At 70.4% G+C, this 25678-nt stretch carries 25 protein-coding genes; 13 read left to right on the forward strand and 12 right to left on the reverse strand.

The genetic code is table 11. The features are described from left to right. The first annotated feature begins 63 nt into the window (after positions 1 to 63). Genes LQ772_RS14860 through LQ772_RS14870 form a run of 3 tightly spaced genes read left to right on the forward strand, consistent with a single transcriptional unit; the run spans position 64 to position 2163 of the window. Positions 64 to 1032, forward strand: coding sequence for an alpha/beta hydrolase (locus LQ772_RS14860; RefSeq protein WP_231321850.1), 969 nt, complete (start codon positions 64 to 66; stop codon positions 1030 to 1032). A gap of 50 nt (positions 1033 to 1082) precedes the next feature. Next, complete coding sequence (locus LQ772_RS14865) at positions 1083 to 1580, forward strand: DUF4407 domain-containing protein (RefSeq protein ID WP_231321853.1); 498 nt, start codon at positions 1083 to 1085, stop codon at positions 1578 to 1580. Between the two features lie 52 nt (positions 1581 to 1632). Continuing rightward, positions 1633 to 2163: a GNAT family N-acetyltransferase gene (locus LQ772_RS14870; protein ID WP_231321855.1), complete on the forward strand. Its 531-nt coding sequence runs from the start codon at positions 1633 to 1635 to the stop codon at positions 2161 to 2163. Positions 2164 to 2189: 26 nt separating this feature from the next. On the opposite strand, the gene mddA is transcribed toward LQ772_RS14870, so the two are convergent. The 6 genes from mddA to LQ772_RS14900 form a co-directional block, all read right to left on the reverse strand. Continuing rightward, positions 2190 to 2996: a methanethiol S-methyltransferase gene (mddA, locus tag LQ772_RS14875; protein WP_231321856.1), complete on the reverse strand. Its 807-nt coding sequence runs from the start codon at positions 2994 to 2996 to the stop codon at positions 2190 to 2192. 40 nt (positions 2997 to 3036) lie between these two features. Next, positions 3037 to 4467 carry a hypothetical protein gene (locus LQ772_RS14880; protein ID WP_231321857.1) on the reverse strand — a complete coding sequence of 477 codons (1431 nt, stop codon included), beginning with the start codon at positions 4465 to 4467 and terminating at the stop codon, positions 3037 to 3039. Positions 4468 to 4607: 140 nt separating this feature from the next. After that, positions 4608 to 7424 (reverse strand): serine/threonine-protein kinase, encoded by a 2817-nt coding sequence (locus LQ772_RS14885; RefSeq protein ID WP_231321858.1) that lies wholly within the window; start codon positions 7422 to 7424, stop codon positions 4608 to 4610. A 112-nt stretch (positions 7425 to 7536) separates the two neighbouring features. Further along, positions 7537 to 8067, reverse strand: a complete 531-nt coding sequence (locus LQ772_RS14890) for an ECF-type sigma factor (protein ID WP_231321859.1) — start codon at positions 8065 to 8067, stop codon at positions 7537 to 7539. A gap of 224 nt (positions 8068 to 8291) precedes the next feature. Further along, positions 8292 to 9512: a nucleotidyltransferase family protein gene (locus tag LQ772_RS14895; protein ID WP_231321860.1), complete on the reverse strand. Its 1221-nt coding sequence runs from the start codon at positions 9510 to 9512 to the stop codon at positions 8292 to 8294. Then, on the reverse strand, positions 9505 to 10980 hold the full coding sequence (locus LQ772_RS14900; RefSeq protein WP_231321861.1) for a B12-binding domain-containing radical SAM protein: 1476 nt from the start codon (positions 10978 to 10980) through the stop codon (positions 9505 to 9507). The genes LQ772_RS14895 and LQ772_RS14900 overlap by 8 nt, the downstream gene beginning before the upstream one ends. Before the next feature lie 254 nt (positions 10981 to 11234). Between LQ772_RS14900 and LQ772_RS14905 the strand changes: the two genes are divergently transcribed. The 3 genes from LQ772_RS14905 to LQ772_RS14915 all read left to right on the forward strand — a co-directional run bounded on the left by LQ772_RS14905 (position 11235) and on the right by LQ772_RS14915 (position 14504). Next, a complete protein-coding gene (locus LQ772_RS14905) occupies positions 11235 to 12317 on the forward strand; it encodes a phosphoenolpyruvate carboxykinase (ATP) (protein WP_231321862.1) in 1083 nt (360 codons plus the stop codon). Next, the gene (locus LQ772_RS14910; RefSeq protein WP_231321864.1) at positions 12314 to 14107 is read left to right on the forward strand and encodes an ATP-binding cassette domain-containing protein; all 1794 of its coding nucleotides are present in this window, start codon (positions 12314 to 12316) and stop codon (positions 14105 to 14107) included. The genes LQ772_RS14905 and LQ772_RS14910 overlap by 4 nt, the downstream gene beginning before the upstream one ends. Before the next feature lie 61 nt (positions 14108 to 14168). Next, positions 14169 to 14504 carry a hypothetical protein gene (locus LQ772_RS14915; RefSeq protein ID WP_231321866.1) on the forward strand — a complete coding sequence of 112 codons (336 nt, stop codon included), beginning with the start codon at positions 14169 to 14171 and terminating at the stop codon, positions 14502 to 14504. 174 nt (positions 14505 to 14678) lie between these two features. Here the strand turns inward: LQ772_RS14915 and LQ772_RS14920 are convergent, their stop codons facing one another. From LQ772_RS14920 to LQ772_RS14930, 3 genes are all read right to left on the reverse strand, one after another. Beyond that, complete coding sequence (locus tag LQ772_RS14920) at positions 14679 to 15935, reverse strand: heme biosynthesis HemY N-terminal domain-containing protein (RefSeq protein WP_231321868.1); 1257 nt, start codon at positions 15933 to 15935, stop codon at positions 14679 to 14681. Further along, positions 15932 to 17023, reverse strand: a complete 1092-nt coding sequence (locus LQ772_RS14925; RefSeq protein ID WP_231321871.1) for a uroporphyrinogen-III C-methyltransferase — start codon at positions 17021 to 17023, stop codon at positions 15932 to 15934. The genes LQ772_RS14920 and LQ772_RS14925 overlap by 4 nt, the downstream gene beginning before the upstream one ends. Before the next feature lie 121 nt (positions 17024 to 17144). Next, on the reverse strand, positions 17145 to 17897 hold the full coding sequence (locus LQ772_RS14930) for a uroporphyrinogen-III synthase (RefSeq protein ID WP_231321873.1): 753 nt from the start codon (positions 17895 to 17897) through the stop codon (positions 17145 to 17147). 83 nt (positions 17898 to 17980) lie between these two features. Here LQ772_RS14930 and LQ772_RS14935 point away from each other — a divergent pair, with 83 nt between their 5' ends. The 3 genes from LQ772_RS14935 (at position 17981) to LQ772_RS14945 (ending at position 19558) form a co-directional block, all read left to right on the forward strand. Further along, positions 17981 to 18457, forward strand: coding sequence for a YiiD C-terminal domain-containing protein (locus LQ772_RS14935; RefSeq protein WP_231321875.1), 477 nt, complete (start codon positions 17981 to 17983; stop codon positions 18455 to 18457). A gap of 26 nt (positions 18458 to 18483) precedes the next feature. Continuing rightward, positions 18484 to 18897, forward strand: coding sequence for a hypothetical protein (locus tag LQ772_RS14940; protein ID WP_231321877.1), 414 nt, complete (start codon positions 18484 to 18486; stop codon positions 18895 to 18897). Positions 18898 to 19114: 217 nt separating this feature from the next. After that, positions 19115 to 19558, forward strand: coding sequence for a rhodanese-like domain-containing protein (locus LQ772_RS14945; RefSeq protein ID WP_231321879.1), 444 nt, complete (start codon positions 19115 to 19117; stop codon positions 19556 to 19558). A gap of 18 nt (positions 19559 to 19576) precedes the next feature. Here LQ772_RS14945 and LQ772_RS14950 read toward each other — a convergent pair whose 3' ends face one another. Further along, a complete protein-coding gene (locus LQ772_RS14950; RefSeq protein ID WP_425600803.1) occupies positions 19577 to 20668 on the reverse strand; it encodes a 2Fe-2S iron-sulfur cluster-binding protein in 1092 nt (363 codons plus the stop codon). A 29-nt stretch (positions 20669 to 20697) separates the two neighbouring features. Between LQ772_RS14950 and LQ772_RS14955 the strand changes: the two genes are divergently transcribed. The 4 genes from LQ772_RS14955 (at position 20698) to LQ772_RS14970 (ending at position 23909) form a co-directional block, all read left to right on the forward strand. Then, a complete protein-coding gene (locus tag LQ772_RS14955) occupies positions 20698 to 21135 on the forward strand; it encodes a hotdog fold thioesterase (protein WP_231321881.1) in 438 nt (145 codons plus the stop codon). A 49-nt stretch (positions 21136 to 21184) separates the two neighbouring features. Beyond that, positions 21185 to 22132 (forward strand): serine/threonine protein kinase, encoded by a 948-nt coding sequence (locus LQ772_RS14960; RefSeq protein ID WP_231321883.1) that lies wholly within the window; start codon positions 21185 to 21187, stop codon positions 22130 to 22132. A gap of 62 nt (positions 22133 to 22194) precedes the next feature. Then, complete coding sequence (locus tag LQ772_RS14965) at positions 22195 to 22629, forward strand: hypothetical protein (RefSeq protein WP_231321885.1); 435 nt, start codon at positions 22195 to 22197, stop codon at positions 22627 to 22629. A 92-nt stretch (positions 22630 to 22721) separates the two neighbouring features. Beyond that, positions 22722 to 23909, forward strand: a complete 1188-nt coding sequence (locus LQ772_RS14970; RefSeq protein ID WP_231321886.1) for a class I SAM-dependent rRNA methyltransferase — start codon at positions 22722 to 22724, stop codon at positions 23907 to 23909. An 87-nt stretch (positions 23910 to 23996) separates the two neighbouring features. Here LQ772_RS14970 and pgaD read toward each other — a convergent pair whose 3' ends face one another. After that, a complete protein-coding gene (gene pgaD / locus LQ772_RS14975; RefSeq protein WP_231321887.1) occupies positions 23997 to 24464 on the reverse strand; it encodes a poly-beta-1,6-N-acetyl-D-glucosamine biosynthesis protein PgaD in 468 nt (155 codons plus the stop codon). Next, complete coding sequence (gene pgaC / locus LQ772_RS14980) at positions 24461 to 25654, reverse strand: poly-beta-1,6-N-acetyl-D-glucosamine synthase (protein ID WP_338029245.1); 1194 nt, start codon at positions 25652 to 25654, stop codon at positions 24461 to 24463. The genes pgaD and pgaC overlap by 4 nt, the downstream gene beginning before the upstream one ends. Positions 25655 to 25678: the final 24 nt, after the last annotated feature.

Consider the following 25678-nt stretch of genomic DNA (forward strand, 5'->3'; position numbering starts at 1 on the left):
ATCCGAAACCGATCCAAACCGGGGTCGGAGTGCACCTTTGCTACTGCGGACACAAAAAAACAGATGACCACGTTTAGGTTCGCCCCCCTGCTCTTCCTGCTCGCGCTTGTGTGCATCGGCGCGCAAGCGCGATCCGCCGTCTGGCAACCCTCTCCCGGTCACGTGCAGGTGCCGATCTGGCCTAGCGCGGTACCGGATGCGCTGCGGCACCCGAAGCCGGAGGCGGTGGCCGCGGACTGGGCCAAGGTCACCAACGTCAGCCGCCCGACGATGACCGTGTATGCGCCCAAGGGCCACAACACCGGCGTGGCGGTGGTGGTGTTTCCCGGTGGCGGTTACCAGATGCTGGCGATGGATCTGGAGGGGACGGAGATATGCGATTGGTTGACGTCGCGCGGGATCACCTGCGTGCTGTTGAAGTATCGCGTGCCCGATTCGGGGCCGACCTGGAAGGACGGGCATCGCTACTACCCGAAGGTGCAGACGGCGCTGCAGGACGCGCAACGCACGCTGGGGCTGGTGCGCCAGCACGCGGCGCAGTGGCATGTCGATCCGCACAAGGTGGGCGTGATCGGCTTTTCCGCCGGCGGGCATCTGGTGGCCGCGGTCAGCACGCATTTCGACCGGCGCACGTATCCGCCGGTGGATGCCGCCGACCGGCTGAACTCCCGTCCGGACTTCGCCATCGCGCTCTACCCCGGCCACCTGTGGGTACACGAGGACGAGGACGACGCCACGCGCGACGAGACGGACCTGAAACTGCGTCCGGACATCCACGTCACCGCCGACGTGCCGCCGACCTTCCTGCTGCAGGCCGAGGACGACCATGTGGACGGCGTGGAGCAGTCGCTGGCCTATTACGTCGCGCTGCAGAAGGCTGGCGTGCCCACGGAGTTGCACCTCTACGCGCAGGGCGGCCACGCTTTCGGCCTGCGCCCCAGCAAGTTGCCGATCCGCCATTGGCCCGAGCTGGTGGAGCAGTGGCTGCATACGATCGGCATGCTCGGCACCGGCACGGCGGCTCAGAGATAGAGAGGCGGATTTCGGCTTTCCTGCGCCAACTTACCCAGGCACTGGCTCTCATGAATTCACCCGAATTCGCGGAAACCTACAGTCGTGGCGAGCGTATCCGCTTCGCCCTGATCGGCATCGTCGTGGGCGCGCTCGCGCTTGGCGTGTGGAAGCTATGGGCGCTCCCGGGAATCGCCGGATTCGCGGACACGGCACCGTGCCGTACCGTCTTCGGCATCAACGGTGCCATCGTGTTGTGGTTCGGCCTGTTCGTCGGGCTGCCGATGCTGTTCGCCATCGTCCTGGCTATCGAGCCTGGTCGCCATGGCTTGGCGATCCTGCGCGATGGCCAGTACCCGCCGCGCGGCGCGAAGGTCCTCCGGCCTGTCCGCATCCGACGCGGCACGAGCGCGCGATGGATCGGCTACCTGCACCTCCTGGCGTTTACGCCGCTTGTCGCGGTGGGCATCTGGGGATACGGGAAGGCCGTTGCCTTGTCCCACATGAGCGGGATGGCCCACTGTCACGGCCAACCGGAAGGACGTCACGCCCACATGCGGGATCGATAGTGCGGGGTCGCCAGAGCGTCCTGCGGAAATGTCGCTTCGAGCGCACTTGCCGATGACCGTGATCCAGATACGCACAGCCCGTCCCGACGACGCCCGTCAGCTCGCGGATCTCGCGGAAGCCACCTTCCGGGACACGTTCGGCGCCGTCAATACGGCCCAGGACATGGACCTCCATTGCCGGGCGAGCTATAGCGAGGCCATCCAGGCGGCCGAGATCGCCAGGCCGGACATGCTGACGTTGCTGGGCGAGGAGGCCGGACTACTGACCGGGTTCGCGCAGCTTCGCTGGGCCGATGCGCCGGCGTGCGTGGCGGGCGCGGCGGCGGGCGAGATCCAGCGGCTGTATGTCGCCCGCGAATGGCACGGCAAGGGCGTCGCGCAGGCGCTGATGCACGCGTGCCTGGAGGCGATGCGGGCGCGCAGTTCGGAGGTGGTCTGGCTGGGCGTGTGGGAGCGCAATCCGCGGGCGATCGCGTTCTACCGGAAGTTCGGCTTCGCCGAGGTGGGCGAGCATGTGTTTGCGGTGGGGAGCGATCCGCAGCGGGATATTGTGATGGCGAGGCCGGTATCGGCCTCGCCGTGAGAGGCAGTGAGCTTTAACCCTACGGATCAGTGGGGCGCGCGCTCCGATCCGCCTGTGACATGCCCAAGCGGACAGCTGGGTGATGCGCTGGCGTGCCAGCGCGCGAACCGCCACGGAACCAGCATGGGTACGTCGCGCTGGTAGCTACGGTAGGTGTCGCCGTACTGGGCGATCAGGTCGCGCTCTTCGAGGAACTTCACCGCCACCAGGATGTAGCCGGTGGTCATCAGGGCGAACAGCAGGCGGCCGGCGCTCATGTCCGGCGTGGACCAGAACGCGATCAGGAAACCCAGCATCAAAGGGTGGCGCACGATGCGGTAGAACGCGCGGGTGACGAAGGGCGTGTCGCGGTCCGGATGCCGGCGGCGCGCGAAGTGCCAGACCTGGCGCAGGCCGAACAGGTCGAAGTGGTTGATGACGAACGTGCTCGAGAGCACCAGCAGCCAGCCGATCGCGGCCAGGGCGTAGAGCACCCAGCGGGCCGGCTCGTTGTCCATCTGCCAGATCACGAACGGCAGCGTGCGCCACTGCCAGAACAAGAGGACCAGCACCAGGCTGCTGGCAAGCACGTAGGTGCTGCGCTCGATCGGCGCCGGGACGTAGCGGGTCCACCACCGCTTGAACGCCGGGCGGGCCATGCCGCTGTGCTGCACGGCGAACAGGCCAAGCAGGAGCAGGTCGATCACGAGCGCCACGGCCGGCGGACCGGTGAGGCCGTCGTCGATGGTGCGCGGCACGCCCAAGCCGCTGACGAAGCCGATGGCGTAGAGGAAGCTGAGCAGGAACACCGTGTAGGCGAAAGCGCCGTAGAGCAGGGCGAGCAGGCGGGACATGGGGTGGAACCTCATTGGCTGGAGCAACGATGCCGGCGGCTCAAAGCGCCGACAGGAACGCCACGAGATCGCGCTTCTGCTGCGCGCTCATGTGGATCTTGAAGCGGGTGTCGTAGAAGTCGACGACGTCGCCGAGGGTGGCGGCCGAGCCGTTGTGGAAGTACGGCGCGCGTGCGGCCAGGCCGCGCAGGATCGGGCCCTTGAACTTGCCGATGTCGGCCCATTTGCCGGTGATCATGGCCAGGCCCGGGTCGGTGGTCTGCACGCTCTTGCCGGTGGCCAGGTTGGTGAGCGTGTACAGCGGCAGGTCGGGCGTGCGCCGGCTGGCGTCGGCGACGCCGATGTTCACCGGCAGCGCGACCGAGTGGTTGCCGATGTTCGGCGCGTTGTGGCAACTGCTGCAGCTGCCGCGGATGACGGACTTGCCGGTGACGTCGTTCAATCCGGCCACGCCGCTGATGTTGATGCGCATCGAGTTGAACAGCTTCTCGCCACGGGCGATGGCGGCGCGGGCGCGGCCGCGGCGGTCGCGGTTGAACTGCCCGGGATCGTCCCAGCTGTCGAACAAGCGCATGGCGTTCTCGTCGAACGCATCGCCAGTCGGGTCGTTGCCGAGCGTGTCGTTGATGCCGATCCAGAAGCGCTGCAGCGCGAGGATGGCGGGGCCGCCCAGCGCATCGGATTCGTTGAGGCGGCCGGCGGCGTTGTCGTCCACCTGCGCGGTGACCAGGTGCAGTTCGAACTCGACGATGCTGTCGATGATCGCGTCGGTGGGCGCGCGCGCTGCCTGCTCGTGGCCGAGGATGGCGTTGCGTGCCTGCTGGGCCAGGCTGCTGCGCAGGTCCTGCACGTCGATGCCCGCGTCCATCGGCGGGTTGAACGGGGTGAAGGTTTCGCGCGCGTCCCACATCACGGCCGTCAGCCAGATCAGATTGGTCGAGGGCAGCGGGCGGCGGAACAGCGACAGCTCGTGCGCGCTGGCGTAACCGTAGGGATCGTCCACCGCGCTGAGGCGGAACTGGGCGTTGTCCGGGATCGGCCTGCCAACGCGGATCAGCCCGCGGTTGAGCAGCATGGCGTAGGCGCTGCGGCGCGCTTCCACCGATGAGACGTCGGCCAGCGGCGATACCGCACCGTCGACCAGCGCGAAGATCGGATCCATGCCGCTGGTGCGTGCGAAGCGCTGGCGCAGTTCCTGCGGCGTGATCGACCAGCCTTGCGCCTGGCGGTGGCAGGAATCGCAGCTGCGGCCGTTGCTGCCGAAGCCCTGGAAGAACGCGTTGTCGTGGTCGATGCGGCCGGTGGGCGTGGTGGTCTGCACCGAGCCGGAAGCATCGGATGTCACCAGCGGATTGCCGCGGGAGGCGTCGACCTGCTGGGCGTGGGTGGCGCCGGTGCCGAGCAGGAACGCGGCGAGCGTGGTGGCCAGTCGCCGGACGGCGGCGGCGCGGAAAGTGCGGTGATCGGACATGCGGGGTTCCCCATGGCAGCGGTGCGTCCTTCGGACTTCGGCTTCGACCGGCAAGGTCGTGGCACGACGGGGAACACTGGTCGTGGGCGAAGTGCGACATGGGGCTCGGCGCGGCGATCGGCCGCGACGCGCCGCAAGGGTCAGTTCGACAGCGCGTTGCAGGAACCGATCGGGCGGCGCAGCAGCGCCTCGCCCTCGGCCAGCTCGGGATGCGCGGCCAGGCCATTGGCTTCGATGAGCGCCTGCGCCCCACGCGCCTGCAACGCGGCATCCTTGCAGTCGCCGCCGCGCGCCGCGGCGACGGCGAGCCACAGCTGCGCGGCAAGCCGGCGCGGATGGGCCGGCGGCAGTTCATGGCTGGCGCGCGGGATCGCCGCCGCCAACCGCGCTTTCGCCTTGTCCGGCTCGCCCCTCGCGAGCTCCACCTGCGCCCGCAGAGTCTGCACCCACAGCAGCTGCGGATCGGGGCGGGAGGCGACCGCGGCGAGGTCGCGGTCGACCGTCGCCTGCAGCGTGTCCGTGCACTGCGGGCCGGGCGATTGGTGGCAGGCCAGCAACAGGCGCGCCTCGGCGATCAGCGGCGGCACCCGGTACTTGCGCGTGCGCAGGCCTGCGATGGCCGCGGGCAACCGTTCGCGCGCCCGCGCAGGTTGGCCCTCGAGCAGATCGATGCCCGCCAGTTCGCTGTCCACGCGGCCGATCCGCATGCGGTTGGCCGGGTCGTTGCCGTACAGGCGGCGCGCTTCGTCGAAGAGTTTGCGCGCGCCGGCGAGATCGCCCGCTTCCACGGTGCCGAAGGCGGTGGCTTCCAGCGAATCGCCGTGCAACGCGCTCTGCGCACCGAAACCGCCGGCCGACCATGCCTGTGCCTGCCGGCAGCGCGACTGCGCGCTGGTGCGATCTCCCCGCAGCCCTTCCAGCACGCAGGCTTTCTGCGCGGCATAGACCTGGGTGAGCTGCGGCTTGACGCCGTTGCGCGCATACATCGCCAACGCCTGGTCGAACAACGCGTGCGCCTGCGTCCAGTGGCCGGCGCGATACGCGGACGAGGCCAGGCCCGCCAGCGCCAGGGTGGTTTCGTTGCTGGACGGGCCGAAATGCGCCAGCTCGAACTGCCAGGTCTTGCGCCACATCGCCATCGCCTCGTCGTAGCGCTCCAGCCCTTCCAGCGCGGAGGCGACGTCGTTGTAGCCGATGCCGACGCGCGCGTCGTCCGGTCCCCACGTGGCGATCCGTTCGGCCAGTGCTTCGCGGGCGAGGGCCAGCGAGGTCTCGCCGTGCCCTTCGCTGTTTTCGACCGCGCCCAGCGGGCCGAGCAGGTCGATCAGCGCCTCGCCGTGGATGCCCTGGGCGAGCATGCGCTGGTGGGCCAGCCGCAGGTCGGCCCCGCCGGCCGCGAAGTCTTCCATGCGCACCTCGGCGTAACCGCGTGCGGTGAGCGCATGGATGGCCTCGATGTCGGACGGCGCCAGCATCCGCTCGGACAGCGCGACGGCCCGGTTCGCGAGCTGGCGCGATTGCGCCGCGTTGCCCAGGTTCTCGTACAGGCGCGAGAACATCGCGAGCAGATCCACGCGGCCGCCGTCGTCCATCTGGGGCGAGTTGTCCAGTTTCGCCACGCCATGCGCCACCAGTTCGTCCAGGCTGGGTTGCCGGGAGGCGGCGACGCCGTAGCGGATCGGCGCGAACAGGCTTTCGACGAACGCCCGCACCATGTTGGCGCGCTCGGCCTGGCGTCGCGCGACCTGCGCCTGCCACAGGGCCAGCGACAACGACACCAGGATGGCGAGCACGAACGTCGCGGTGATCACCACGCCACCGCGATGCCGCGCCGCGAACTTGCCCGCACGGTACCAGCGCGAAGGCGGGTGCGCCTGCACCGGCTCGCTGTCGAGGTGTCGCTCGATGTCTTCGGCCAGCGCGCCAGCGGAGGCGTAGCGCCGCTCCGGCTCCGGGCAGGCGGCCTTCAGCACGATGTTGTCGAGGTCGCCGCGCAGCTTGCGCCGGATGGGCGCGACCGCGCCCGCTGACGGCGCCAGGCCGTAGGCGGTGGCGAGGGTCGGCGTGGTGGTGTGCGAGGGTGGCGTGGTGGCATCGCCGGTGGCGCGCCGGTGGCCGCTGATCAGTTCCTCCAGCAGGATGCCCAGCGCATAGACGTCGGTGGCGGTGGTGATCGGCTGCTGGGCGAACTGTTCCGGCGCGGCGTAGGCCGGGGTGAGCGCGCGGTGCTGGGTGCGCGTGGCGCTGTCGATGTCCTCGTCGAGCAGCCTGGCGATGCCGAAGTCCAGCAGCTTCACGTCGCCCTCGGGGGTGACCAGCACGTTGGAAGGCTTGAGGTCGCGATGCACGATCAGCGCGCGGTGGGCGGTCTCGACCGCGCGGCAGACCATCAGGAACAGCACCAGCCGCTGGCGCAGCGCGAGCCCGCGCTCGCGCGCGTAGTCGGTGATCGGCTGGCCGTCGACCAGTTCCAGCGCGATGTAGGCCTGGCCGCTCTCCGTCACGCCGCCCTCGATCAGCCGCGCGATACCCGGATGGCGCAGGCGCGCCAGCGCCTCGCGCTCGCGGCGGAACTGGCGCTGCGCCTCCGTGGTGTAGAGCCCGCGCGCGAGCAGCTTGACCGCCACTTCCTGGCGCACGCCCTCGCTGTCGCGGAAGGCACGGAACACGGTGGAGGAGCCGCCTTCGCCGAGCACCTCGACCAGTTCGAACGGCCCGATCGTGCTGCCGGCGGGAAGCGCATCGCTGACGCTGGCTTCGCCGATCGCCTGCGCGGCGCGGGCGGCGTCGCCGGTGGCGAGCAGCTCGCCTTCGGTGGCGTCGGCGGCGAGCATGCGTTCGATCTGCGCGCGCAGGTCCAGGTCGGGGCAGCGCTCGGTGAGCAGGCGTGCGCGCGCGGGCGCCGGCAGCGGGAGGGCCGCCTCGAACAGCTCGCGCAACGACGGTATGGATGCCATGACGCCTCTCCTCGCCCTGCCTCTTCCATAAACCCCGGATGGGTGCGGTTTGCGACCATGTTCCCCGGGTGATGCGCGGACTGCGGCAGGACCCGGTACTCGTGCTTGCGCGCTAGTCCATGCGTGCCTTGATGAAGGCGCGCGCGAAGCGCCAGTCGCGGTCGATGGTGCGCCGGCACAGGCCCAGCGTTTCGCCCACCTGTTCCAGGCTGAGGCCGGCGAAGAAGCGCAGTTCGACCACCTGCGCGGCGCGCGCGTCGGCCAGTTCGAGTTCGTCCAGCGCGGCGTCCAGCGCGAGTGCCTGTTCGGCGGTGTCGAGCGCGAGTTTCAGCGACTGGTCGTCCAGCGTCACGCGCTGCCACTGCCCGCCGGCGCACAGGCGCAGGCGGTCGCGGGCGCGGTTGATCAGCAGGTGCCGCATGGCGCGCGCGGCGTAGCTGAAGAACTGCGCCGGATGGTCGAACTGCAGGCCTTCGCGCTGGCCCATGCGCAGGTACAGCTCGTGCACCAGCTCGGTGGTGTCCAGCGTGGCGTTGCGACGACTGGCCAGCTGTTTGGCGGCCATGGCCTTGAGGCGCGCGTAGACCGTGACGAACAACGCCTCGGCCGACTGGTCGAGCGGCATGGGTCGCGATTCGGACATCCGAAGCACCCCGCTGGGGCAGGCCTCAACGGGGGGATGGTACGCCTGCGGACGATGGGTGGAACGGATCGGGCGATCTGCCGGGTAGTTGCCCCCTCTCCGCGGAAAGGGCTGGGGTGAGGGGCCACTCTTGCGAAAGGCCACCTGAAGGGGCGGTCGCTCTGGTTACTCCCCGCAAGCGCCGACCCCTCACCCAAACCCTCTCCTTCACAGGAGGGAGGTCTTCAGTTTTCGGCCAGACGCGACTCCAGCGCCGCCCTCACCACGTACAACGTATCCATCCGCGGCACCGGGCGGGTCAGCCAGGCAAGGATGCGCCGGCGTTGCGACGAAACGACCCAGCTCTGCCCCTGCAGCCACAGCTGCGTGCGGACCATGTCCGCCCGCTCGCGCCGGGCCTCGTCGGTCGGCCTGAGCCGGTTGTGCAGGTAGCGCGCGACCTCGCCGGGCGAGCGGCACCATTCCATGCCGGCCAGGCCGTGCAGCCACAGGTCCGAGCAGGACACCGCGCTCAGTGTCCAGCGGCTGGAGACCGCGCGCAGCAGCGGCGGGCAGTCGCGTTCGAGCCGTTCGAGCACGGTGCCGGGCACGGCGTGGCGGTAATAGCGCGCCACCAGGCGCAGCGGCGGCAGCGCCCACCACGGCGGCTCGTGCGCCTGCCACAGCACGTCCCAGTCGCGCGGGGTCATGCGCGTGGCCAGCAGCGAGATGTCGTTGAGGTGCAGCAGGCGCAGGCTGCGGCCGCAGAGGTTGCCGGCCGCGTGCAGCAGCAGGTGGCCCATCAGCGCCGCCTGCGAGGGGTAGGCGTTGAGGCCGGGTTGCGCCTCGTGCGGATACACCGTGGCGGTGAGGTCGACGGTGGCCAGCGGCAGGCGCTCGTGGATGTGCGTGTGCAGCTCGATGTTCACCGGGGTGTCGCGGTGCTCGCCCAACGCGTTCACCGGCGTCTCTGCAACCGGCTTGAACACCTGGTGCTTCCACTGGGTGAAGGAGCTCTCGTAGCCGAGTTCCTGGAGCAGGCCGGCCGCGCGTTGCGCGTCGCCCGGATGCACGAGCAGGTCGATGTCGGCCATCGGCCGTTCGCCCGCCGCGTACAGGCCCAGCGCGTGAAGCGCCGCGCCCTTCAGCGGCACCAGCGGCACGCCGGCGGCGCGGGCGGCGGCGTCCAGCCGGTGCAGCAGATCGACGATGCGCCGGTGGCGCAGCTCCACGTGTTCGTGCTGGTCGGCGAGAAAGCGCTTCCACGGCGCGTGCTGCCAGCTGGGGCGGCGGTCAAGCAGCGGCGAGACGCCGTGCGCGGCGGCCGCGGCCATGGCCAGGCGCCATTCCAGCGGCGTCCAGTCGGGCGTGCCGCCGCCGGGCAACGCCAGTTCGGCGGCAAGCGCTTCGGTGGCGCGGCGCAGGCCGGCGCGGATGGTGCGTAGCGGCGGCAGGTGGTCAGGCATGGCTGAGCGTCGCCGTGGCCGCCGGGCAGGCCTGTTCGGTGCGGTGCGCCTGCTCGCTGGCGATCAGCGCGTTCCAGCGCGCATCGAGCGCGGCGCGGGCCAGCGCGTGGTGCTCGGTGGACTGCTGTGACGCCGACTGCTGCAGCTCCACTTGCGCGTGCAGCAGGTCGCGCACGTGCCGGTAGAAGTCCGAATCGTAGGCGCCGCGGAACATCATCGCCAGGTCGTTGCTTTCCTCCCAGTGCGTCTTGCGGCCGAGCTGGGCCTTGACCTTCTCGTAGAACTTGGTGCCGGGCAATGGATAGGAGACGCTGACGCCGATGTCGTCCGGTGCGGCGCGTGCGATCAGTTCCCGCGTGGCCAGCAAGTCTTCCAGTTCCTCGCCGAGATAGCCCAGCTGGACGAAGAAGCCGACGCGGATGCCGTGGCGGCCGAGCCGCTCGCGGGCGCCGATCAAATCGGCCACGTGGGTGCCCTTGCTCATGGCGTCGAGCACACGCTGGCTGCCGCTTTCGGCGCCGATCCAGACCTCGACGCAGCCGGCCCGGGCAAGCGCGTCGACCATCGCCTCGCTGCACAGGTCGGCGCGCGCCTGGATGGTGAACGGCACCGAGCCGGCGCTCGCGTGCAGGTGCTCGGCGAAGGTCTGCACCCAGTCCACGTAGAAGCCGAAGATGTCGTCGGCCATCCAGATGTGGTCGGGCGCGAACGTGTGCTTGAGGTGCGCCATTTCGGCGGCGACGTCCAGTGCGCCGCGCTGGCGGTAGTGGTTGCCCCAGATCGGCTTGGCGCACCAGTTGCAGCGGAACGGGCAGCCGCGCGAGGCGGCCATGTTGAGGCTGAAGTAGCCGTGCCGGCCGGTCCAGAACGCGCGGTAGCGCTCGATGTCGATCAGGTCCCACGCCGGGTGGCCGACCAGCCGCGCGTCCGGTGGCTGGATGCCGATGCGCTGCAGTTGCGTCTGGCCGTCCGTGCGGAAGGCGACGCCGGCGAGGCCGGCGGTCCAGTCTTGGTTGTCGATGGCGCGATCGCGGTCGAACCGTTCGACCAGCGCCGACAGGGCGCCGACGCCCTCGCCCAGCAGCACCACGTCGGCGCCGGCGGCGAGGAAGGCATCGGGCTGGTCGGAGGCATCGGAGCCGGCCACGATCACGCGCGCGCCGCTGGCATGTGCCTCGCCGATCATCCGGCAGGCCGCCTCGCGCATGCGGCTGAGGCACATCTTGGTGAGGAAGTTGAAGTTGTCCTCGTACAGCACCACCAGCGTGGGCGCGGCAGCATGCAGGGATGCGGCGTAGGCCTCCACGCCGTCGGCCAGCATGGTGTCGAACAGCGTGACCTCGTGCCCGTGCTGGCGCAGGAACGCGGCGACCTGGATCGTCGCCAGCGGGGGATAGGGCTTGCCGCGCTCCCACTGCTTGCGGTCGTACTGCAGGTAGTAGGAGTGGCTGACCTGGATCTTGAGCATGGGTGTCGGCCCGGCCGTTGGCGAAGGAGGCCGCGCGGGGCGGCCGTCGGCGTGCATGCGGGTAAGTGCCGGGCGGGGGGATCGAGGTTGCGTTGCCTGGAAGGCGTCTCCGGGTCAAGAAGAGGACGTGCGTGGCGTTGGGCACCTGACGAAATGGCAGGCGCGCGCAATCTGAAGCTTTCTCCCCGTCGGGGAGAGGGAGCCAATCCGCGGCGAGCAAAACCTCGGCTTCCCGCAGGCGCACTCACGCAGGCATGACCCTGCCCTCCTCCCCCGCCACCGTCGCCGATCCGTTCGGCGAGCACACCGCCTGCGGCTTCGGGCTGCAGCGGAAAGTGTTGGGTGGGCGCTTCCACTTCGCCAGCGACAACGAGGCGTTGCTACAGCTGGTCGAGGTCGCCTATGGCGGGCTTCCCGCGTACGAGCTGCCGCGCGCGGAGGACTTCCACGTCGAGCTGCGCCTGCGGCCCGCCCGCACCAGGTACCGCCGCGAGCCGCCCCCGGTACGGCACCAGGCGGGCGCGGGGCTGCTATGCGGCGTGGTGGACGAGCACAACTACGCCGTGCTCGACCCACGTGGTCGTCGCGCGCTGGTGGTCGCTTCGCAGGCGATGCTCAGGCGGCCCTATCACCTGCGGTACGAGCTCATCGAGTTCGCCGTGTTCACCCTGGCCACGCGCGGCATGGGCCTGGTGCCACTGCATGGCGCGTGCGTGGGACATGGCGGGCGCGGCGTGCTGTTGCTGGGCCACAGCGGCGCGGGCAAGTCCACGCTGGCTCTGCACAGCCTGCTGCACGGGCTGGACTTCCTCGCCGAGGACGCAGTGTTCGTGCAGCCGCACACCCTGCTCGCGACCGGCGTGCCCAATTTCCTGCATCTGCGGCCGGATGCGCTCGGGTTGCTGCCCGATGGCGCCACGCGCGATTGGCTGCAGCGCTCGCCACGGATCCGGCGGCGCAGCGGCGTGGAGAAGATCGAGGCCGATCTTCGCCAGGGCGCGGGCCGGCTCGCGGGCAGACCGCTCGAACTGGTCGGCGCGGTGATGGTGACCGGGGAGCGGGCCGACGGCGAGTTGCTGTCGCCCGTGGACACCGACACCGCCGCGACGTGGCTGGCGGCCAACCAGCCCTACGCGGCGGGCCAGCCGGGCTGGCAGGCGTTCGCGCAGGCGCTGGCGGGTCGAGGCGTGTACCGGTTACGGCGCGGAGGCGATCCGCGGGCCTCGGTCGAGGTCCTGCGGCGGCTGCTTGATGCCGACGCACACCCCATTTCGCGGCGCGAAGCGCGATCGAGCGGGCCAACTTTTCCCGAAGCCGCCTGCACTCAGGAAAGATGAGCACGATCCCCGGCAAAGACGCGACCCTGGACCGCCGCGACGGCCTGGCGCCCTGGTACCAGCGCGCCACGACGACGCTGCTCCGGGCGCTGCCGGCCTCGCGTTTCTGGCGCGCCTTCGCGCTCACGCTCGGCCGCCGGGATGCGCTGCAGATCGCAACCTATGTGGCGCTGTCGCTCGGCGCGGCGCTGGCCGGCAGCATCGCGGCGATCTGCCTGGTGCCGCTGGTACAGCCGGGTTCGTCGTCCACCTTCGCGGCCTACGGCAGCGTGCCAATGCAGGCGCTCGCCTTTGCGGTGGCCACCGGCAGCTTCGCGCTGATGCGCTGGCAGGTGGCGCGGCTGGGCGCCGACCTGGTCAGCCGCTGCGGCATGAACCTGCGACGGATGGTGCACGCGCGCCTGGTCGATGCGCCGTTGGGCGAGTTGGCCGACGCGAGTTCGGCCGAGATCGCCAACGTGCTGACCTACAACATCGAGATCCTCGTGCAGGGGTTCAGCGCGCTGCTGCAATTGGCGGTGATCGGCCTCACCACCGCGGTGAGCCTGGCGTTCGTGTTCTGGGTATCGCCGGCGCTGCTGTTGATCACGCCGGTGCTGGTCGCGCTCGGGCTGTTCGCCGCGCGCGCCTACGGCCGCGAACAGTCGGCGGTAAGCCGGCAGTACGTGGCCGACATGACGCGGCTGTTCTGGCTCAGCGAGGATTTTCCAAGGCGCCTGCGCTACGTGCGCTCATTCGAGCGGCAGAGCGCGGAGAAGGCCGGCTACGGTGCGATCTCCGCGCGACTGGGCCTGGGCTACCGGCGCCAGATGGAGCTGGTCGCCGCCGGTCGCCTGATGCTGGAACTGGCCGCCGCCGCGGGCATCGCCGGCATGTTCGTGCTCGCCCATCGCTGGCATGGCATCGACAGTGCGTCGCTGATCGCGGTGAGCCTGCTGCTCGGGCGCCTGCTGCCGTACCTGGTGTCGACCCGGCAAAGTTGCCAGCAATTGCGTTCGGCCTCGCCGGCGCTGGAACTGTGGCAGCGCCACATGCGGCACCGCCATGACGCGTTGCCCGCCGTGCCGGCGCGTGCGCTGGCGGTCGGCGACGTGCTGGCGATCGACCAGCTGCGGTTGCGTGCACCGCTGGAGGCGCTGTGCGTGCGCCACCTGGTATTGGCGCCTGGCGAACTGACGCTGGTCTCGGGCGACTCGGGTATCGGCAAGAGCAGCCTGGTCGACGTGCTCGCCGGCATGACCCTTCCGGCGGACTTCAGCGCCTCGATCGGCGACCACGCGATCGACTTCGACGGCTACCGCGCGCTGGTGCGCAATGGCGCCTACGTCAGCCAGAGCGTGCGCCCCTGGCAGCACACGGTGCGCGACTGCCTGGCCTGGGCGGCGCCGGCGGCGAGCGACGGCACCATGCTCGCCGTGCTGGAGGACGTCGGCCTCGGCCGCTGGCTGGCGGCATCGCGCGAGGGTCTGGACGCGCCGCTCTACGGCAGCTCCAGCCGTCTCTCCGGCGGCGAACTGCAGCGGCTGATGCTCGCCCAGGTGATCCTGCGCCAGCCGCTGCTGGCCGTGCTGGACGAGGCTACCGGTGCGCTCGATGCCGCGTCGGAACTGGCCGTCCTGGCCACGCTCAAGCGGCAATTGCCGCGCTCGATCCTGGTGGTGGTTTCCCATCGCGCCAGCGTGTCGTCCATGGCCGAGCAGCACCTGCAGATCGACCGGGACCTGGCCGTCACGATCGTGCGCAACACGCCTGGCGGTCGATCCGCGCCCGGTGACGCCGCGTTCGGTTGATCGCGAACCCGCCAGGCCGCGCGAGGTCTAGAGTCCGGCTACCACAGGTCGGACCGGACCCATGAACAAGACACCGCGCCGCAGGGCACTGGACCAGGACATCTGCGTGCACATCTTCAGCGCCTCCGCCGCCATGGTCGGCGTCTGCATCATGGTCATCGGCATCCTGCGCGTGGTCATCACGATCCGTCGAACCGACCTCGTCGGCGACGACCTGCTCGCGCTCAATGCCATGCTGTACCTGATCACGTGCCTGCTTTCCTACTGGGCGTTGCGCACCCGCAACGTGCAACGCAACCACACGCTGGAACGCGTTTCCGACACGCTGTTCCTGGTCGCGCTGACGCTTACCACGCTCAACGCGGGCTTCATCACCTGGGCCATGTCGGTCGATTGAAGGGCTGGTCGGGCGACGGGCCATCACGGGATTTTCAGTCCCGGTGGACGTGCCGATCGTGTTTCCTCGCGAGCGGGGACCTCACTCGAACCTTCCGGACGAGGCTCATACACGATTGCTTGTCTCGACCGGCTCGCAACGCGGCGGCCACGCAGCTCGCCGATCCGGCGCAGGTCAGTTCCGCAGCCGCGGCACGCCGTGCTCGTCGCGCTCCTCGACCGCCAGCGAGCGCGTGTCCGGGTGCGACAGACGGCTGTCGCGCGGCAGGTCGAGGGTGGCCTCGCCGCGGATGAGGGCCAGCGCGTTGCGGTAGCAGCGCTGGGCGAGCGGGACATCGCCCTGGCCGATGCAGGCGTCGCCCATCGATTCCCAGGCGCCGGGGCTGGGTGCGATGGCGAGCGAGCGTTCCAGATAGGTGCGCGCCGTGCCCCATAGTTGCTGGCGCACGCACATGCGGCCGAGCGCGAGCAGCAGGCCGGGGTCGTTGGGATGGGCATCGAGCCAGCTTTCGGCGCGGCGCAGTCGCGCGTCCAGGTCGTCGCCGTCGAGCGTGCCCCAGGTTTCGGCCAGCTGCGGCGACCACTCGCGGCGCAAGGCGGACTCCAGCTCGTCCATCGCCGGCAGCGCCAGCCCGAAGGCGGCGGCGCGGCGGGCGTAGGCGTCGATCACCGCGGGCGCGCGGCGCTGGCCCTTGGGCAGTTGCGACCACAGCGCATTGAGCGCCTGGCCGTCGGGCGTGGCGAGGATGGCGGCAACCAGCACCTGCGTTTCCAGCGCGGTATAGCGCGGCGTGCCGAGCGCGCCGCTTTTCTGCAACGGTTCCAGCGCAGCCAGCGCGCGGCGCGGTTCGCCGGCGGCGAGCGCGGCGAGGGCGAGTTCGTGCCAGCCACCGGGGGTGAGGCTGCCACTGTCGGCCTCGGGATTGAGCAGGGCGAGGGCTTCGGCCGGCTTGCCGTCGCGGCGCAGTACGCGAGCGCGCACCACGCGCGCCGCCTGCGGCGCGGCCTGGCCGGCGCGATTGAGGGCTTCCAGTGCGCGCGCGGCCTCGCCGCGGCGCGAGGCGGCTTCGGCGGAGGCGAGCAGGGCCGGACCGCGCAGCGCGTCCAGTCGCGCGGCTCGCTCCAGGTCGCGTTCGGCCTCGCCGTGGCGACCTTCCATCAGCGCGACCAGGCCGCTGCCCAGCCGCTGTCGGCTCACCCGGCGATGCCGCCGTGACATCGCGCCGAACGGCCAGCGCGCCAGCCGCCACAGCCCGGCAAGAATGGCCCAGGCCAACAGCACGATGACCAGCGCGGCCACCACGGTGGTTTCCACACGCCAGCCGCGCAGGCGTACGAGCACGTAGCCGGGATCCTCGGCGACCCAGTGCCAGCCGAACGCGGCGAGCGCCGCGACCACGATCAGCAGCAACAGCCAGCGCCACAGCTTCACGGCCGGTGCCCCGTGCTGGACGCGCGTGCCGGCGTGGCGTCGACCGCCTTCAAGGCATGCACGGCGCGCAGGTTGCGCAGTTCGGCCAGTGCGGCGCCCAGTTGCACCGGCGCGGCAGGCTTGATGCTCCCGGCGAGACTTGCCAGTTGGGCCTGGACGTGCGCGACGGCCGGATCGGCGGTATCGAACCGCGCCGCCACGCTGGCCTGCGCACGGGCGATGGCCGCGTGCGCGGCATCGACGTCGGCGGCGAGCAGCGCAGCCTGCGCCTGGGCGAGGTCGAGCGCGGCCAGTTCACGGGCGAAGCGGGCATCGGCCACCGCACGCGGTGCGCCGTCGTCGCGCTGCACGTTGACCACGCTGCCGAGTGCATGGCGGATGCGTGCCCACGCGCCGGGGTTGGCCGTTTCCGCGATAGCGTCCTCGCGCTTGAGCGGAAGCGTCTGGATCGCACCGCGCAATTGCTGCAGGACATCGATCGCTTGGGTGCGCGGCACGCTCTGCTCCAGCGCCTCGCGCTCGGCGGCAAGGCTCTGGCGCACGCCGGAGAAGGCGCCGTCGTTCACCGCGGCCAACGCCTGGTCGGCCAGCCCGTAGGCAGCGGCCGCGCCCTGCGCGTCATGGAACAGCACGTAGCGTTGCTGGCCCATGCGCAGCAGCGTCTCGGTTTCATCGAGCAGCATTGCGTCGTGGCCGGAAAGGCTCTTCTCCGACAGCTTGGCGACCGCATCCTCGAGGTTGCGCACGCGCTCGGACTGGCCCAGCAGTTCCTCGCGCAGGCTGCGGTTGACCTGCTCGGCGTCGCCCAGGCGCTGGCGCAGCGAGGAGCGCTCGTCGCCAAGCGTCGTGAGCGTGTCTTCGAGATGGCCCACGCGCTCGTCGAGGTTGTCGCTCGCGCTGCCCTGCATCTGCTGCCACTGGCGCCAGGCCACGTAGCCGGCCAGGCCCAGCGCGAGCAGGGCGATCAGCAGCGCGAGGGCGAGCGTGCCGCCGCGGCGCGGGGCTGGGGCGGACGCGGGACGCGGGACCGGGGCGGCGGCCGGAACCGGCGCGTCGGGACGATCGGAAGCGAGGTCGTCTTGGCTCATGCGCGCCATGCTAGCAGCCCGCATGGCGGGGTTCGCATGGTGGGTGTGAAGCCTGCGGCATCCTCCTGCAAGGGAAGCCGCTAGCGCATGCATCGCGGTCGCGCCGGAAGGAACTACGGGGTCAACGGGCGGCGGCGATGAGGTCGGCGGAAAGGGCGGACGCGGCGCGGCGCACGTGGCGGAAGCCGGCGGCGCGGGCGGCGGCTTCCAGGCGCTCGCTGCTGGCCACGGCGACGGCGCTGCACAAGTGCGTCCATGCTTCCGGCGGCAGGCTGTCATGCAGGTTGGCCAGCGCCTGCGCGCTGGAGAGGAGCACGCGGGCGTCGGGACGCAGTTGCCGCACGGCATCGACATGACGGCGGTCCAGCCGTGCCGCCGTGCGACGGTAGACCCATACCTCGCGCAGGCGCGCGCCGCCTTCGATGAGGCGTTGCTGCAACAGGCCGCGGCCGCCGGGGGCGCCGACCAGCGCCACCCCGCGTCCTCGCACGTCGTGCAACGCGGGCAGGTCGAGCAGGCCTTCGCTGTCCTGCTGCCGCGCGGGCGCCTGCACGGCGAGGCCGTGGCGGCGCAACGCGGCGGCGGTGCCCTGCCCGACTGCCAGCACCGTGGCGCGCGTGCGCAGCGGCATCAGCGCGGCGGCAAAGCGCACCGCCGCGGGACTGGTGAACAGCAGCAGGTCGTCTGCGCGCAGGGCTTCACGCAACGGCGTGCGCGCATCCTCGTCGCCTGCGCGCAATGCCAGGCCCGGCAGCAACAACGCCACGCCGCCGCGGGCGCGCACCTGGCGCGCGAAGGCCGAGGCGGTGCCGGCCGGGCGGGTGATGACGATCACCCGTCCGTCGAGTTCGCCGGTGGTCGAAGCGTGGGGCACCGCGCACTCCGTGCAGCCGGAACAGGTCGGCAGTGTAAGCCGCTCGCTACACTTGGCGCTTTTCCCCACCCAAGTTCCGCGCCGTGATTGCCGACTCCCGACTGCTCGCCGACGACCTGCTCCGCTTCATCCGCGACAGGATCCCGCTCGCCCGCGCCATGGACCTGCGCCTGCACCATTACGATCGCGATGGCCTTGCGCTGGCCGCACCGCTGGCGCCGAACGTCAACGACAAGGGCTGTGCCTTCGGCGGCAGCCTCGCCAGCGTGATGACGCTGGCCGGCTGGGCACTGGTGGAGCTCGAGTTGCAGCGGCGCGGCGAAGACTGCGACGTGTTCGTGGGGGACTCGCACGTGCGCTACCTGGAACCGGTGTGGACGGATTTCCGCGCCGAGGCGCGGCTGGCCGAGGGTACCGATTTCGAGACTTTCTTCGCCACGTTGGCCGAGCGCGGCAAGGCGCGCATCGACGTGCACTGCGAGGTGCCCGGCAGCGGCGAGCGCCCGGCCGCCACGCTGCAGGCGCGCTTCGTCGCCAAGCGACGGGCTGGGGCACAATGAGGGCCTGTTTCCGGAGGGAATCATCCATGCGTCGCTACCTGTTTCCGCTGATCGCACTCGTCGCGATGCTGTGTGCCGGCTGTGCTACCGACCAGCGCAACCAGGCGCTGATCACCACGCTCAACGGCTATGCGAACACGCTGCGCTGGGCCGACTTCCAGAGCGCGCAGCAGTTCGTCGATCCGAAAGTGCGCGAAGCCAATCCGCTGACCTCGCTGGACCTGGCGCGCTTCCAGCAGGTGCGCGTGACCGGCTACGACGAGGGCGCGGGTCCGGTGCCGGATGGCGAAAACCGGGTGCGGCAGGTGGTGCAGATCAGCCTGGTCAACCTGAACACGCAGTCCGAGCGGACGGTGATCGACCGGCAGAGCTGGCGCTATGACCCGCAGACGAAGCGCTGGTGGTTGATGAGCGGGTTGCCTGATATCACGCGGGAATGAGGTCTGCGCCCTCTCCCTGCGGGGGAGGGCTGGGGTCAGGGGTGACTCTTGCGACAGAACCGCCTGCGGGCCCGGCGCCGTAACAACCTTCCCCGCGAGCCCGTCCCCTCACCCAAACCCTCCTTCCGGCGGGGAGAGGGCTTCAGAGCGCGCCACCTTTGCGCCCGTCGCCCCCCTCCCGGATAATCGCCGGTTTGCGCATCCGGCCAGGCCCGCCATGAACGACTTCCTGCACAAGCTCCCCACCTTCGTGGGCAACCATCTCGCGCTGTCGGCGTTGTTCGTGGTCATCCTGCTCGCGCTGGTGGCGATGGAATTCGGCCGCCTGCTGCGCAAGTACAAGGAGCTCACCCCTGGTGGGCTCACCCTGCTGATCAATCGCGAAAGCCCGCTGCTGGTGGACCTGTCCGCGCGCGCCGACTTCGAGAAGATGCACGTGCCCGGTGCGCGCCACGTGTTGCCCAGCCAGTTCGACCCCGAGCACAAGGACCTGGCCAAGGCCAAGGACATGCCGGTGGTGGTGATGGACAAGGACGGCCGCGGCTCGGACAAGGCCGCGCAGCGCCTGGTCAAGGCCGGTTTCACCAGGGTGTACACGCTCGGCGGCGGTGTGCTGGCCTGGCAGCAGGCGCAATTGCCGGTCGCCAAGGGCAATCGCTGAGGCGATCCGGCAGGACGGTCACCCGCCGATGCCGGCGCGGCCGGCGAGGATCTGCGCCAGCACGTCCGGCGCGTATTCGAACGAATCGAAGTAGAGCCGCTCGTCCGGCAGGCCTGCCTCGGTGAACATCTGCCGGCCGGCGTCGATCATCGCCGGCGGCCCGCTCATGTAGACCTCGTGGCCGGACAGGTCCGGCTGGTCCTCCAGCACCGCCTCGTGCACCAGGCCCGGACGCAGGCCCGCGGCGGCGGCCTGCTCGGGATCGGACAACACCGCGTGGAACGCGAGATTGGGCGTCTCGCGCGCCCAGCGCTCGGCCAGTTCGCGCAGATACAGGTCGCCCGCGCTGCGCGCGCCCCAGTACAGCGCCATCGGCCGGCGCGTGCCCAGCGCCAGGAAGTGCTCGACGATCGCCTTGACCGGCGCGAAGCCGGTGCCTCCGGCCATGAACACCATCGGCCGCTCCGAATCCTCGCGCGGCACGAACGTGCCCAGCGGCCCCTCGATGTGCAGCCGCGCGCCGATCGCAAGCCCTTCGTGGACCCACGAGGTGAAACCGCCGCCGGCCACGTGGCGCACGTGCAGCTCGATGCTGGCGTCCTCCTTCGGCCCGCTGGCGATCGAGAACGGTCGGCGCCTGCCCTCCTCCAGCAGCACGTCCAGGTACTGGCCCGGCAGCCAGTTGAGCGGCGCTTCTCCCGACGCGGGCTGGAGCACCAGGCCAGTGACGTCCGGCGCCAGCGGCTGCTTGCCGATCACCTCCACGGCAAGGCGGCGGCGTGCGACGTCTTCCACCGACGTGACCTCGCGTGCCGCGATCGTCAGGTCGCTCGCGGGCACCGCCTGGCACAGCAGGATCGCGTGGCGCGCCATCGCGCTGCCGCTCAACGCGACCGGCGGGTTGCGCGGGTAGCCGCACTGGCCGGCCAGCAGCGTGGCCTTGCAGCTGCCGCAGACGCCGGCGCGGCACGAATAGGGCAGCGCGATGCCAGCGCGCTGCGCCGCTTCGAGCACGGTCTCGCCCGGCGCCGTGGTGAAGGTGCGGCCGGAATGCTGGAGGGTGATGGTGAACACCTGCGCATTGTCGCCGCGCGGGCCGTGGACGGACAATGCACGCTTTCCCTTCAGGCGGTCCGGCCATGGCGATATGGAAGCAGGCACCCGATCTCGAGCGCATCAACGCGTGGAGCGACAACACGTTGATGCAGGTGCTCGGCATCCGCTTCACCGCGGTCGGTGATGACTGGCTCGCCGGCACCATGCCGGTGGACACGCGCACGCACCAGCCGTTCGGCCTGTTGCACGGCGGCGCCTCGGTGGCCTTGGCCGAGACCCTGGGCAGCACCGGAGCGCTGCTCACGCTCGACCCGGAGCTTGAGGTGGCGGTGGGGTTGGACATCAACGCCAACCACGTGCGGGGCGTGCGCTCCGGTGTCGTCACGGGTACCGCCAGGGCGTTGCACCTGGGGCGCTCCACGCAGGTATGGGAGATTCGCATCGAGAACGAGGAAGGGGCGCTGGTGTGCATCTCGCGGTTGACCATGGCGGTGGTGCCGCGGCGGGCGGTGGTGCGGTGAGCGACGGATTGGAGCCAGGCTCGGCTCCCTCTCCTCCGGGGAGAGGGAGATGAATATCGGCGCGCCCTACGCCAACCTCACCCCCGACCTCGTCCTCGACGCCGTCGGCGCCTGCGGCCTGTGGCCGGACGGCCGCCTGCTCGCGCTCAACAGCTACGAGAACCGTGTGTGGCAGGTCGGCATCGAGGAGGCCGCGCCGGTGATCGCCAAGTTCTACCGGCCCGGCCGCTGGAGCGATGACGCGATCGCCGAGGAACACGCCTTCGCCTGCGAACTGGCGGCGGATGAATTGCCGATGGTCGCGCCCCTCGCGTTCGACGGACGCACCCTGCTCGAACACGCCGGTTACCGCTACGCGCTCTACCCGCGCCGCGGCGGCCGTGCGCCGACGCTCGAGTCGACCGAGCAACTGGAGTGGCTGGGACGCCTGATCGCCCGCCTGCACGCGGTCGGCTCGCGCGCGCCGTTCCGGCATCGCGAACGCGTCGACCGCGCCACGCTGATCGCGCGCCCGGCGCAGGCGGTGCTGGCCTCCCCGCTGCTGCCGTCCCACCTCGCCGAGGCCTACCGCGCCGCCGTATGCCGCCTCGACGACGCGGTGACCGCGCGTCTGGACGCGGTCGGCCCGGCGCGCCAATTGCGCCTGCACGGCGACTGTCATCCGGGCAACCTGCTGTGGACGGACGCCGGGCCGCACTTCGTCGATCTGGACGACGCGCGCACGGGCCCCGCGGTCCAGGACCTGTGGATGCTCGCGCACGACGCCGCGGCCATGGATGCCCTGCTCGAGGGCTACACCTCGATGCGCGACTTCGACTACGCCGAACTCGCGCTGATTCCCGCCCTGCGCGCGATGCGCCAGGTGCACCACGCCGGCTGGATCGCCCAGCGCTGGGCCGACCCGGCCTTCCCCGCCGCCTTCCCGTTCGCGGCCGAGCCGCGCTGGTGGGAGCAGCACGTCACCGACCTGCACGAGCTGGTCGACGCATTGGCCTGAAGTCGCAGACGGCGCGCCGCAAACGCGGCACACTCCGCGCTCCCGCCAACCGGAACCTTTGAATGCGCAGCTTCCTCTTCCGCCTGATCGGCATCCTCGAAATCGCCGGTGGCCTGTACGGCGCCGCGGGCGCGCTGCGCCGCCTGCTGGTGATGGGTTCGACCTACGACATGCTGCACGCGTTGCTGGCGCTGATCGCCTTCGGTTTCGTGTTGCTGGCCGGCGTGTGGCTGGTCGAAGGGAGCGACCGTGGCGTGGCGTTTTCGCGCGTGGCACAGCTGCTGCAGTTGCCGCTGATCGCCACGCCGGTGTTCAGCTACGCGCTGCATGCGGGGGCGTACCTCAACATTTACACCACCTTCCACCTGGCGCGGCCCTGGCTGGACTGGAGCTTCGGCACGCAGGGCTTCGTGCTGGCGGTAGCCGGGCCGTCGGTGTCGCGCATCGGCGTCAACCTGCTCGCAGTGGCCTCGTGGCTGATCCTCAAGCTGCGCTAGCGGCTCGCGGGGTGGGCTTCAGCCCATCACTGGACGTACGGCGCGAGGCGGTGGGCTGAAGCCCACCCTGCGTGGCCGGTATCATTGGCCGGATGAACGCTCCCAGCCCGCACGATCCCGCCGCGCCGCCGCGCATCCGCCTCAAATCCGACCGCGCGCCGGGCCACCCGTGGGTGTGGTCCGCGCAGGTGTACAAGCCCGAGCAGCGCCTGCCGCCAGGCAGCGTGGTCGAGGTGGTGGACAGCAAGGACCGTTTCGTCGGTCGCGGCTTCTGGAACGGCCACGCACGCATCGCGTTGCGGCTGCTCACGAACGATCCGGCCGAAGCGATCGACGCGACGTGGATCGCCGCGCGCATCGCGCGCGCCGTGCAGCTGCGCCGCGACCTGTTGCAACTGGACCGCGCCAGCGACGCCTGGCGCGTCGTGCACAGCGAGGGCGACGGTTTGTCCGGCCTGGTGGTCGACCGCTATGCCGACATCCTGGTGATCGAATACTTCGCCGCCGGCATGTGGAAGTTCCGCGAGGCGATCCATGCGGCCCTGCTCGAACACTTCCCCGGCGCGCGGCTGTACTGGTTCGCCGAGAGCCACGTGCAGAAGCAGGAATCGTTCGACTGCCGCAGCCCCGAGCCGCCGGCGCCGGTCCAGGTGCATGAGCACGGTCTGGCCTTCCACGCCGCGCCCGGGTTGGGACACAAGACCGGCTTCTTCGCCGACCAGCGCGAGAACCGCCGACGCTTCGGGGAATTCGCACGCGGCCGGCGCGTGCTCGACCTGTGCTGCAACTCCGGCGGCTTCGCCGTCCATGCCATGGCGGCGGGCGCGCGCGAGGCGGTCGGCGTGGACATGGACGCGGGGATCCTGGAGATCGCCCGCGCCAACGCCGCGGCCAACAACCTGGCCATCGACTTCCAGCAGGCGGACATCTTCGACTGGCTGCGCGAGGCCGCCGCGCGCGGCGAGCGGTACGACGCGGTGATCCTGGACCCGGCCAAGCTCACGCGGGACCGCAACAAGGTCTTCGACGCGCTGAAGAAGTACTTCGCCATGAACCGCCTGGCGCTGGACGTGATCCCGCCCGGCGGCCTGCTGCTGACCTGCTCGTGCACCGGCCTGGTCGCCGAGGCGGACTTCCTGGAGATGCTGCGTCGCGTGGCGCTCAACGCCGGCCGCGAGATCCAGGTGCTGCAGGTGACCGGCGCCGGCGCCGATCATCCGGTGCGCGCCGACGTGTCGGAAGGTCGCTACCTCAAGGCAGTGTTCTGCCGGGTGGAGTGACCACCGGCCACACGCAGGGCGGGCTTCAGCCCGCCGCTACCTTGCCGCACGCCGGAGCGGAGGGCTGAAGCCCATCCTGTGAAGGGGTCAGGCGGGTTCCGGCGCGCGATCGGACGAACGCCGCACCACCGGTCGCGCGCTCTTGTCGAACACCAGCGTGCTGTGTTGCTGGGTACGCATGGCCTGCGCCTCGCGCGGGTCGACATCCAGCGCCAGGGCCTCCTCGACGAGCGTCACCGCCGCCGGGCCTTGCCGGCGCCGGGTCCTGTGCGCGAAGCGGGCCTGGTTGTAATAGGCCCAGCTGGCGAACACCACGGCACAGACCAGTGCGTAGCCGAGGATAGACAGCAGGTCGGAGGTCTGGTTGGCGTACGCCTCGGCCGACAGCTCCACCCACGCGGTGCGCAGCCCGGCCAGCCACGCCACCAGCGTGATCACCGGCAGCCACAGGTACAGCCACAGCATCCACGCCACCAGCGTGACGAAGGAGGACAGCGCCCGCTGCGCCGGCGTGCGCTGGCGCTCGTTCTGGATCACGAAGCCTTCGGCTTTCATCGCAGTCCCCGGTCCGGGCTGACCCACACCGCGCGCACGCCGCGGCGCTTGAGCAGCGCCTTGGGGAACGCGACCACCGTGGTCAGCGTGTTGATCACCCAGTAGGCGATCGGATACCAGATCATCCAGTAATAGTTGCGCCCGATACGCGCCTCGTAGCGCCGGTCGATCACCAGGCTGAGCAGGAACTGGGTCAGGCAGGTCAGGCCTAGGATGACGCCGTGCCAGCGCGGCAACAGGCTGGGCACTGCCAGTTCGGGCGGCACCGGCATGAACTTGCCCAGCGCCCACAGCGCGACCACCACCAGCATCAGGTAGGCCCACACCAGGCTGAGCACGTACTCCAGCGCGACCGGCCACATGCGCCTGCGACGCCAGTTGAAAAGGCCGCCGGCGTACCGAAGCAGCACCTCGCTGCCGCCCTGCGCCCAGCGCAGGCGCTGGCGCCACAGGCCATGCAGGGTTTCCGGCGTGAGCAGCCAGCACAGTGCGTTCGGTTCGTAGCGCACGTCCCAGTGGCGCATCTGCAGGCGCCAGCTCACGTCGATGTCTTCGGTGACCATGTCGACGTTCCAGTAGCCGACGTCCAGCAGCGCGCGCTTGCGGAACGCGGCGATCACCCCCGACACGGTGAAGATGCGCCCGTACACGCGCTGGGCGCGCTTGATCAGGCCGATGATCGAGGAAAACTCGCCGACCTGCAGCTTGCCCAGCAGCGTCGAGCGGTTGCGGATGCGCGGGTTGCCGGTGACCGCCCCCACGCGCGCGCTTTCCAGCAGATGGCGCATCATCCAGTGCGCGGCGTGCTCGTCCAGCAGGGTGTCGCCGTCGATGCACACCAGGAACTCGTGGCGCGCGGCGAGGGCCGCCATGCGCAGCCCCATCGCCTTGCCCTGGTTGCTGGCGAAGTGGATCACCCGCAGCTGCGGCACCTCCTCGGCCAGGGCGTCGAGCTGCGCACCGGTATCGTCGGTGGAGCCGTCGTTGACCGCGATGATCTCGAACTCGGGCCAGCGCTGGCGCGCAAGCTGCTCGATCGTCTCGCGGATGTGCGTGCCCTCGTTGTGGCAGGGCACCAGAATGCTGATCGGCGGCTGTTCGGGCAGCGGTTGGGGTTCGGTGCGCGGCGGCTGCCGGCGCTCCCAGCGCAGGAAGTAAATGATGCTGCCGCTTATCCACAACATCGACATGATGAGTGGGTAGTAGAAGGCGAA

It is taken from the genome of Frateuria edaphi, from assembly GCF_021117405.1.
Lineage (GTDB): Bacteria > Pseudomonadota > Gammaproteobacteria > Xanthomonadales > Rhodanobacteraceae > Frateuria_A > Frateuria_A edaphi.

Bases quoted from the DNA above. Each gene is read 5' to 3' on its own strand.
- LQ772_RS14860 (WP_231321850.1), top strand. From the start codon at position 64: ATGACCACGTTTAGGTTCGCCCCCCTGCTCTTCCTGCTCGCGCTTGTG.
- LQ772_RS14865 (WP_231321853.1), top strand. From the start codon at position 1,083: ATGAATTCACCCGAATTCGCGGAAACCTACAGTCGTGGCGAGCGTATC.
- LQ772_RS14870 (WP_231321855.1), top strand. From the start codon at position 1,633: ATGACCGTGATCCAGATACGCACAGCCCGTCCCGACGACGCCCGTCAG.
- mddA (WP_231321856.1), bottom strand. From the start codon at position 2,996: ATGTCCCGCCTGCTCGCCCTGCTCTACGGCGCTTTCGCCTACACGGTG.
- LQ772_RS14880 (WP_231321857.1), bottom strand. From the start codon at position 4,467: ATGTCCGATCACCGCACTTTCCGCGCCGCCGCCGTCCGGCGACTGGCC.
- LQ772_RS14885 (WP_231321858.1), bottom strand. From the start codon at position 7,424: ATGGCATCCATACCGTCGTTGCGCGAGCTGTTCGAGGCGGCCCTCCCG.
- LQ772_RS14890 (WP_231321859.1), bottom strand. From the start codon at position 8,067: ATGTCCGAATCGCGACCCATGCCGCTCGACCAGTCGGCCGAGGCGTTG.
- LQ772_RS14895 (WP_231321860.1), bottom strand. From the start codon at position 9,512: ATGCCTGACCACCTGCCGCCGCTACGCACCATCCGCGCCGGCCTGCGC.
- LQ772_RS14900 (WP_231321861.1), bottom strand. From the start codon at position 10,980: ATGCTCAAGATCCAGGTCAGCCACTCCTACTACCTGCAGTACGACCGC.
- LQ772_RS14905 (WP_231321862.1), top strand. From the start codon at position 11,235: ATGACCCTGCCCTCCTCCCCCGCCACCGTCGCCGATCCGTTCGGCGAG.
- LQ772_RS14910 (WP_231321864.1), top strand. From the start codon at position 12,314: ATGAGCACGATCCCCGGCAAAGACGCGACCCTGGACCGCCGCGACGGC.
- LQ772_RS14915 (WP_231321866.1), top strand. From the start codon at position 14,169: ATGAACAAGACACCGCGCCGCAGGGCACTGGACCAGGACATCTGCGTG.
- LQ772_RS14925 (WP_231321871.1), bottom strand. From the start codon at position 17,023: ATGAGCCAAGACGACCTCGCTTCCGATCGTCCCGACGCGCCGGTTCCG.
- LQ772_RS14940 (WP_231321877.1), top strand. From the start codon at position 18,484: ATGCGTCGCTACCTGTTTCCGCTGATCGCACTCGTCGCGATGCTGTGT.
- LQ772_RS14945 (WP_231321879.1), top strand. From the start codon at position 19,115: ATGAACGACTTCCTGCACAAGCTCCCCACCTTCGTGGGCAACCATCTC.
- LQ772_RS14955 (WP_231321881.1), top strand. From the start codon at position 20,698: ATGGCGATATGGAAGCAGGCACCCGATCTCGAGCGCATCAACGCGTGG.
- LQ772_RS14960 (WP_231321883.1), top strand. From the start codon at position 21,185: ATGAATATCGGCGCGCCCTACGCCAACCTCACCCCCGACCTCGTCCTC.
- LQ772_RS14965 (WP_231321885.1), top strand. From the start codon at position 22,195: ATGCGCAGCTTCCTCTTCCGCCTGATCGGCATCCTCGAAATCGCCGGT.
- LQ772_RS14970 (WP_231321886.1), top strand. From the start codon at position 22,722: ATGAACGCTCCCAGCCCGCACGATCCCGCCGCGCCGCCGCGCATCCGC.
- pgaD (WP_231321887.1), bottom strand. From the start codon at position 24,464: ATGAAAGCCGAAGGCTTCGTGATCCAGAACGAGCGCCAGCGCACGCCG.
- pgaC (WP_338029245.1), bottom strand. From the start codon at position 25,654: ATGTCGATGTTGTGGATAAGCGGCAGCATCATTTACTTCCTGCGCTGG.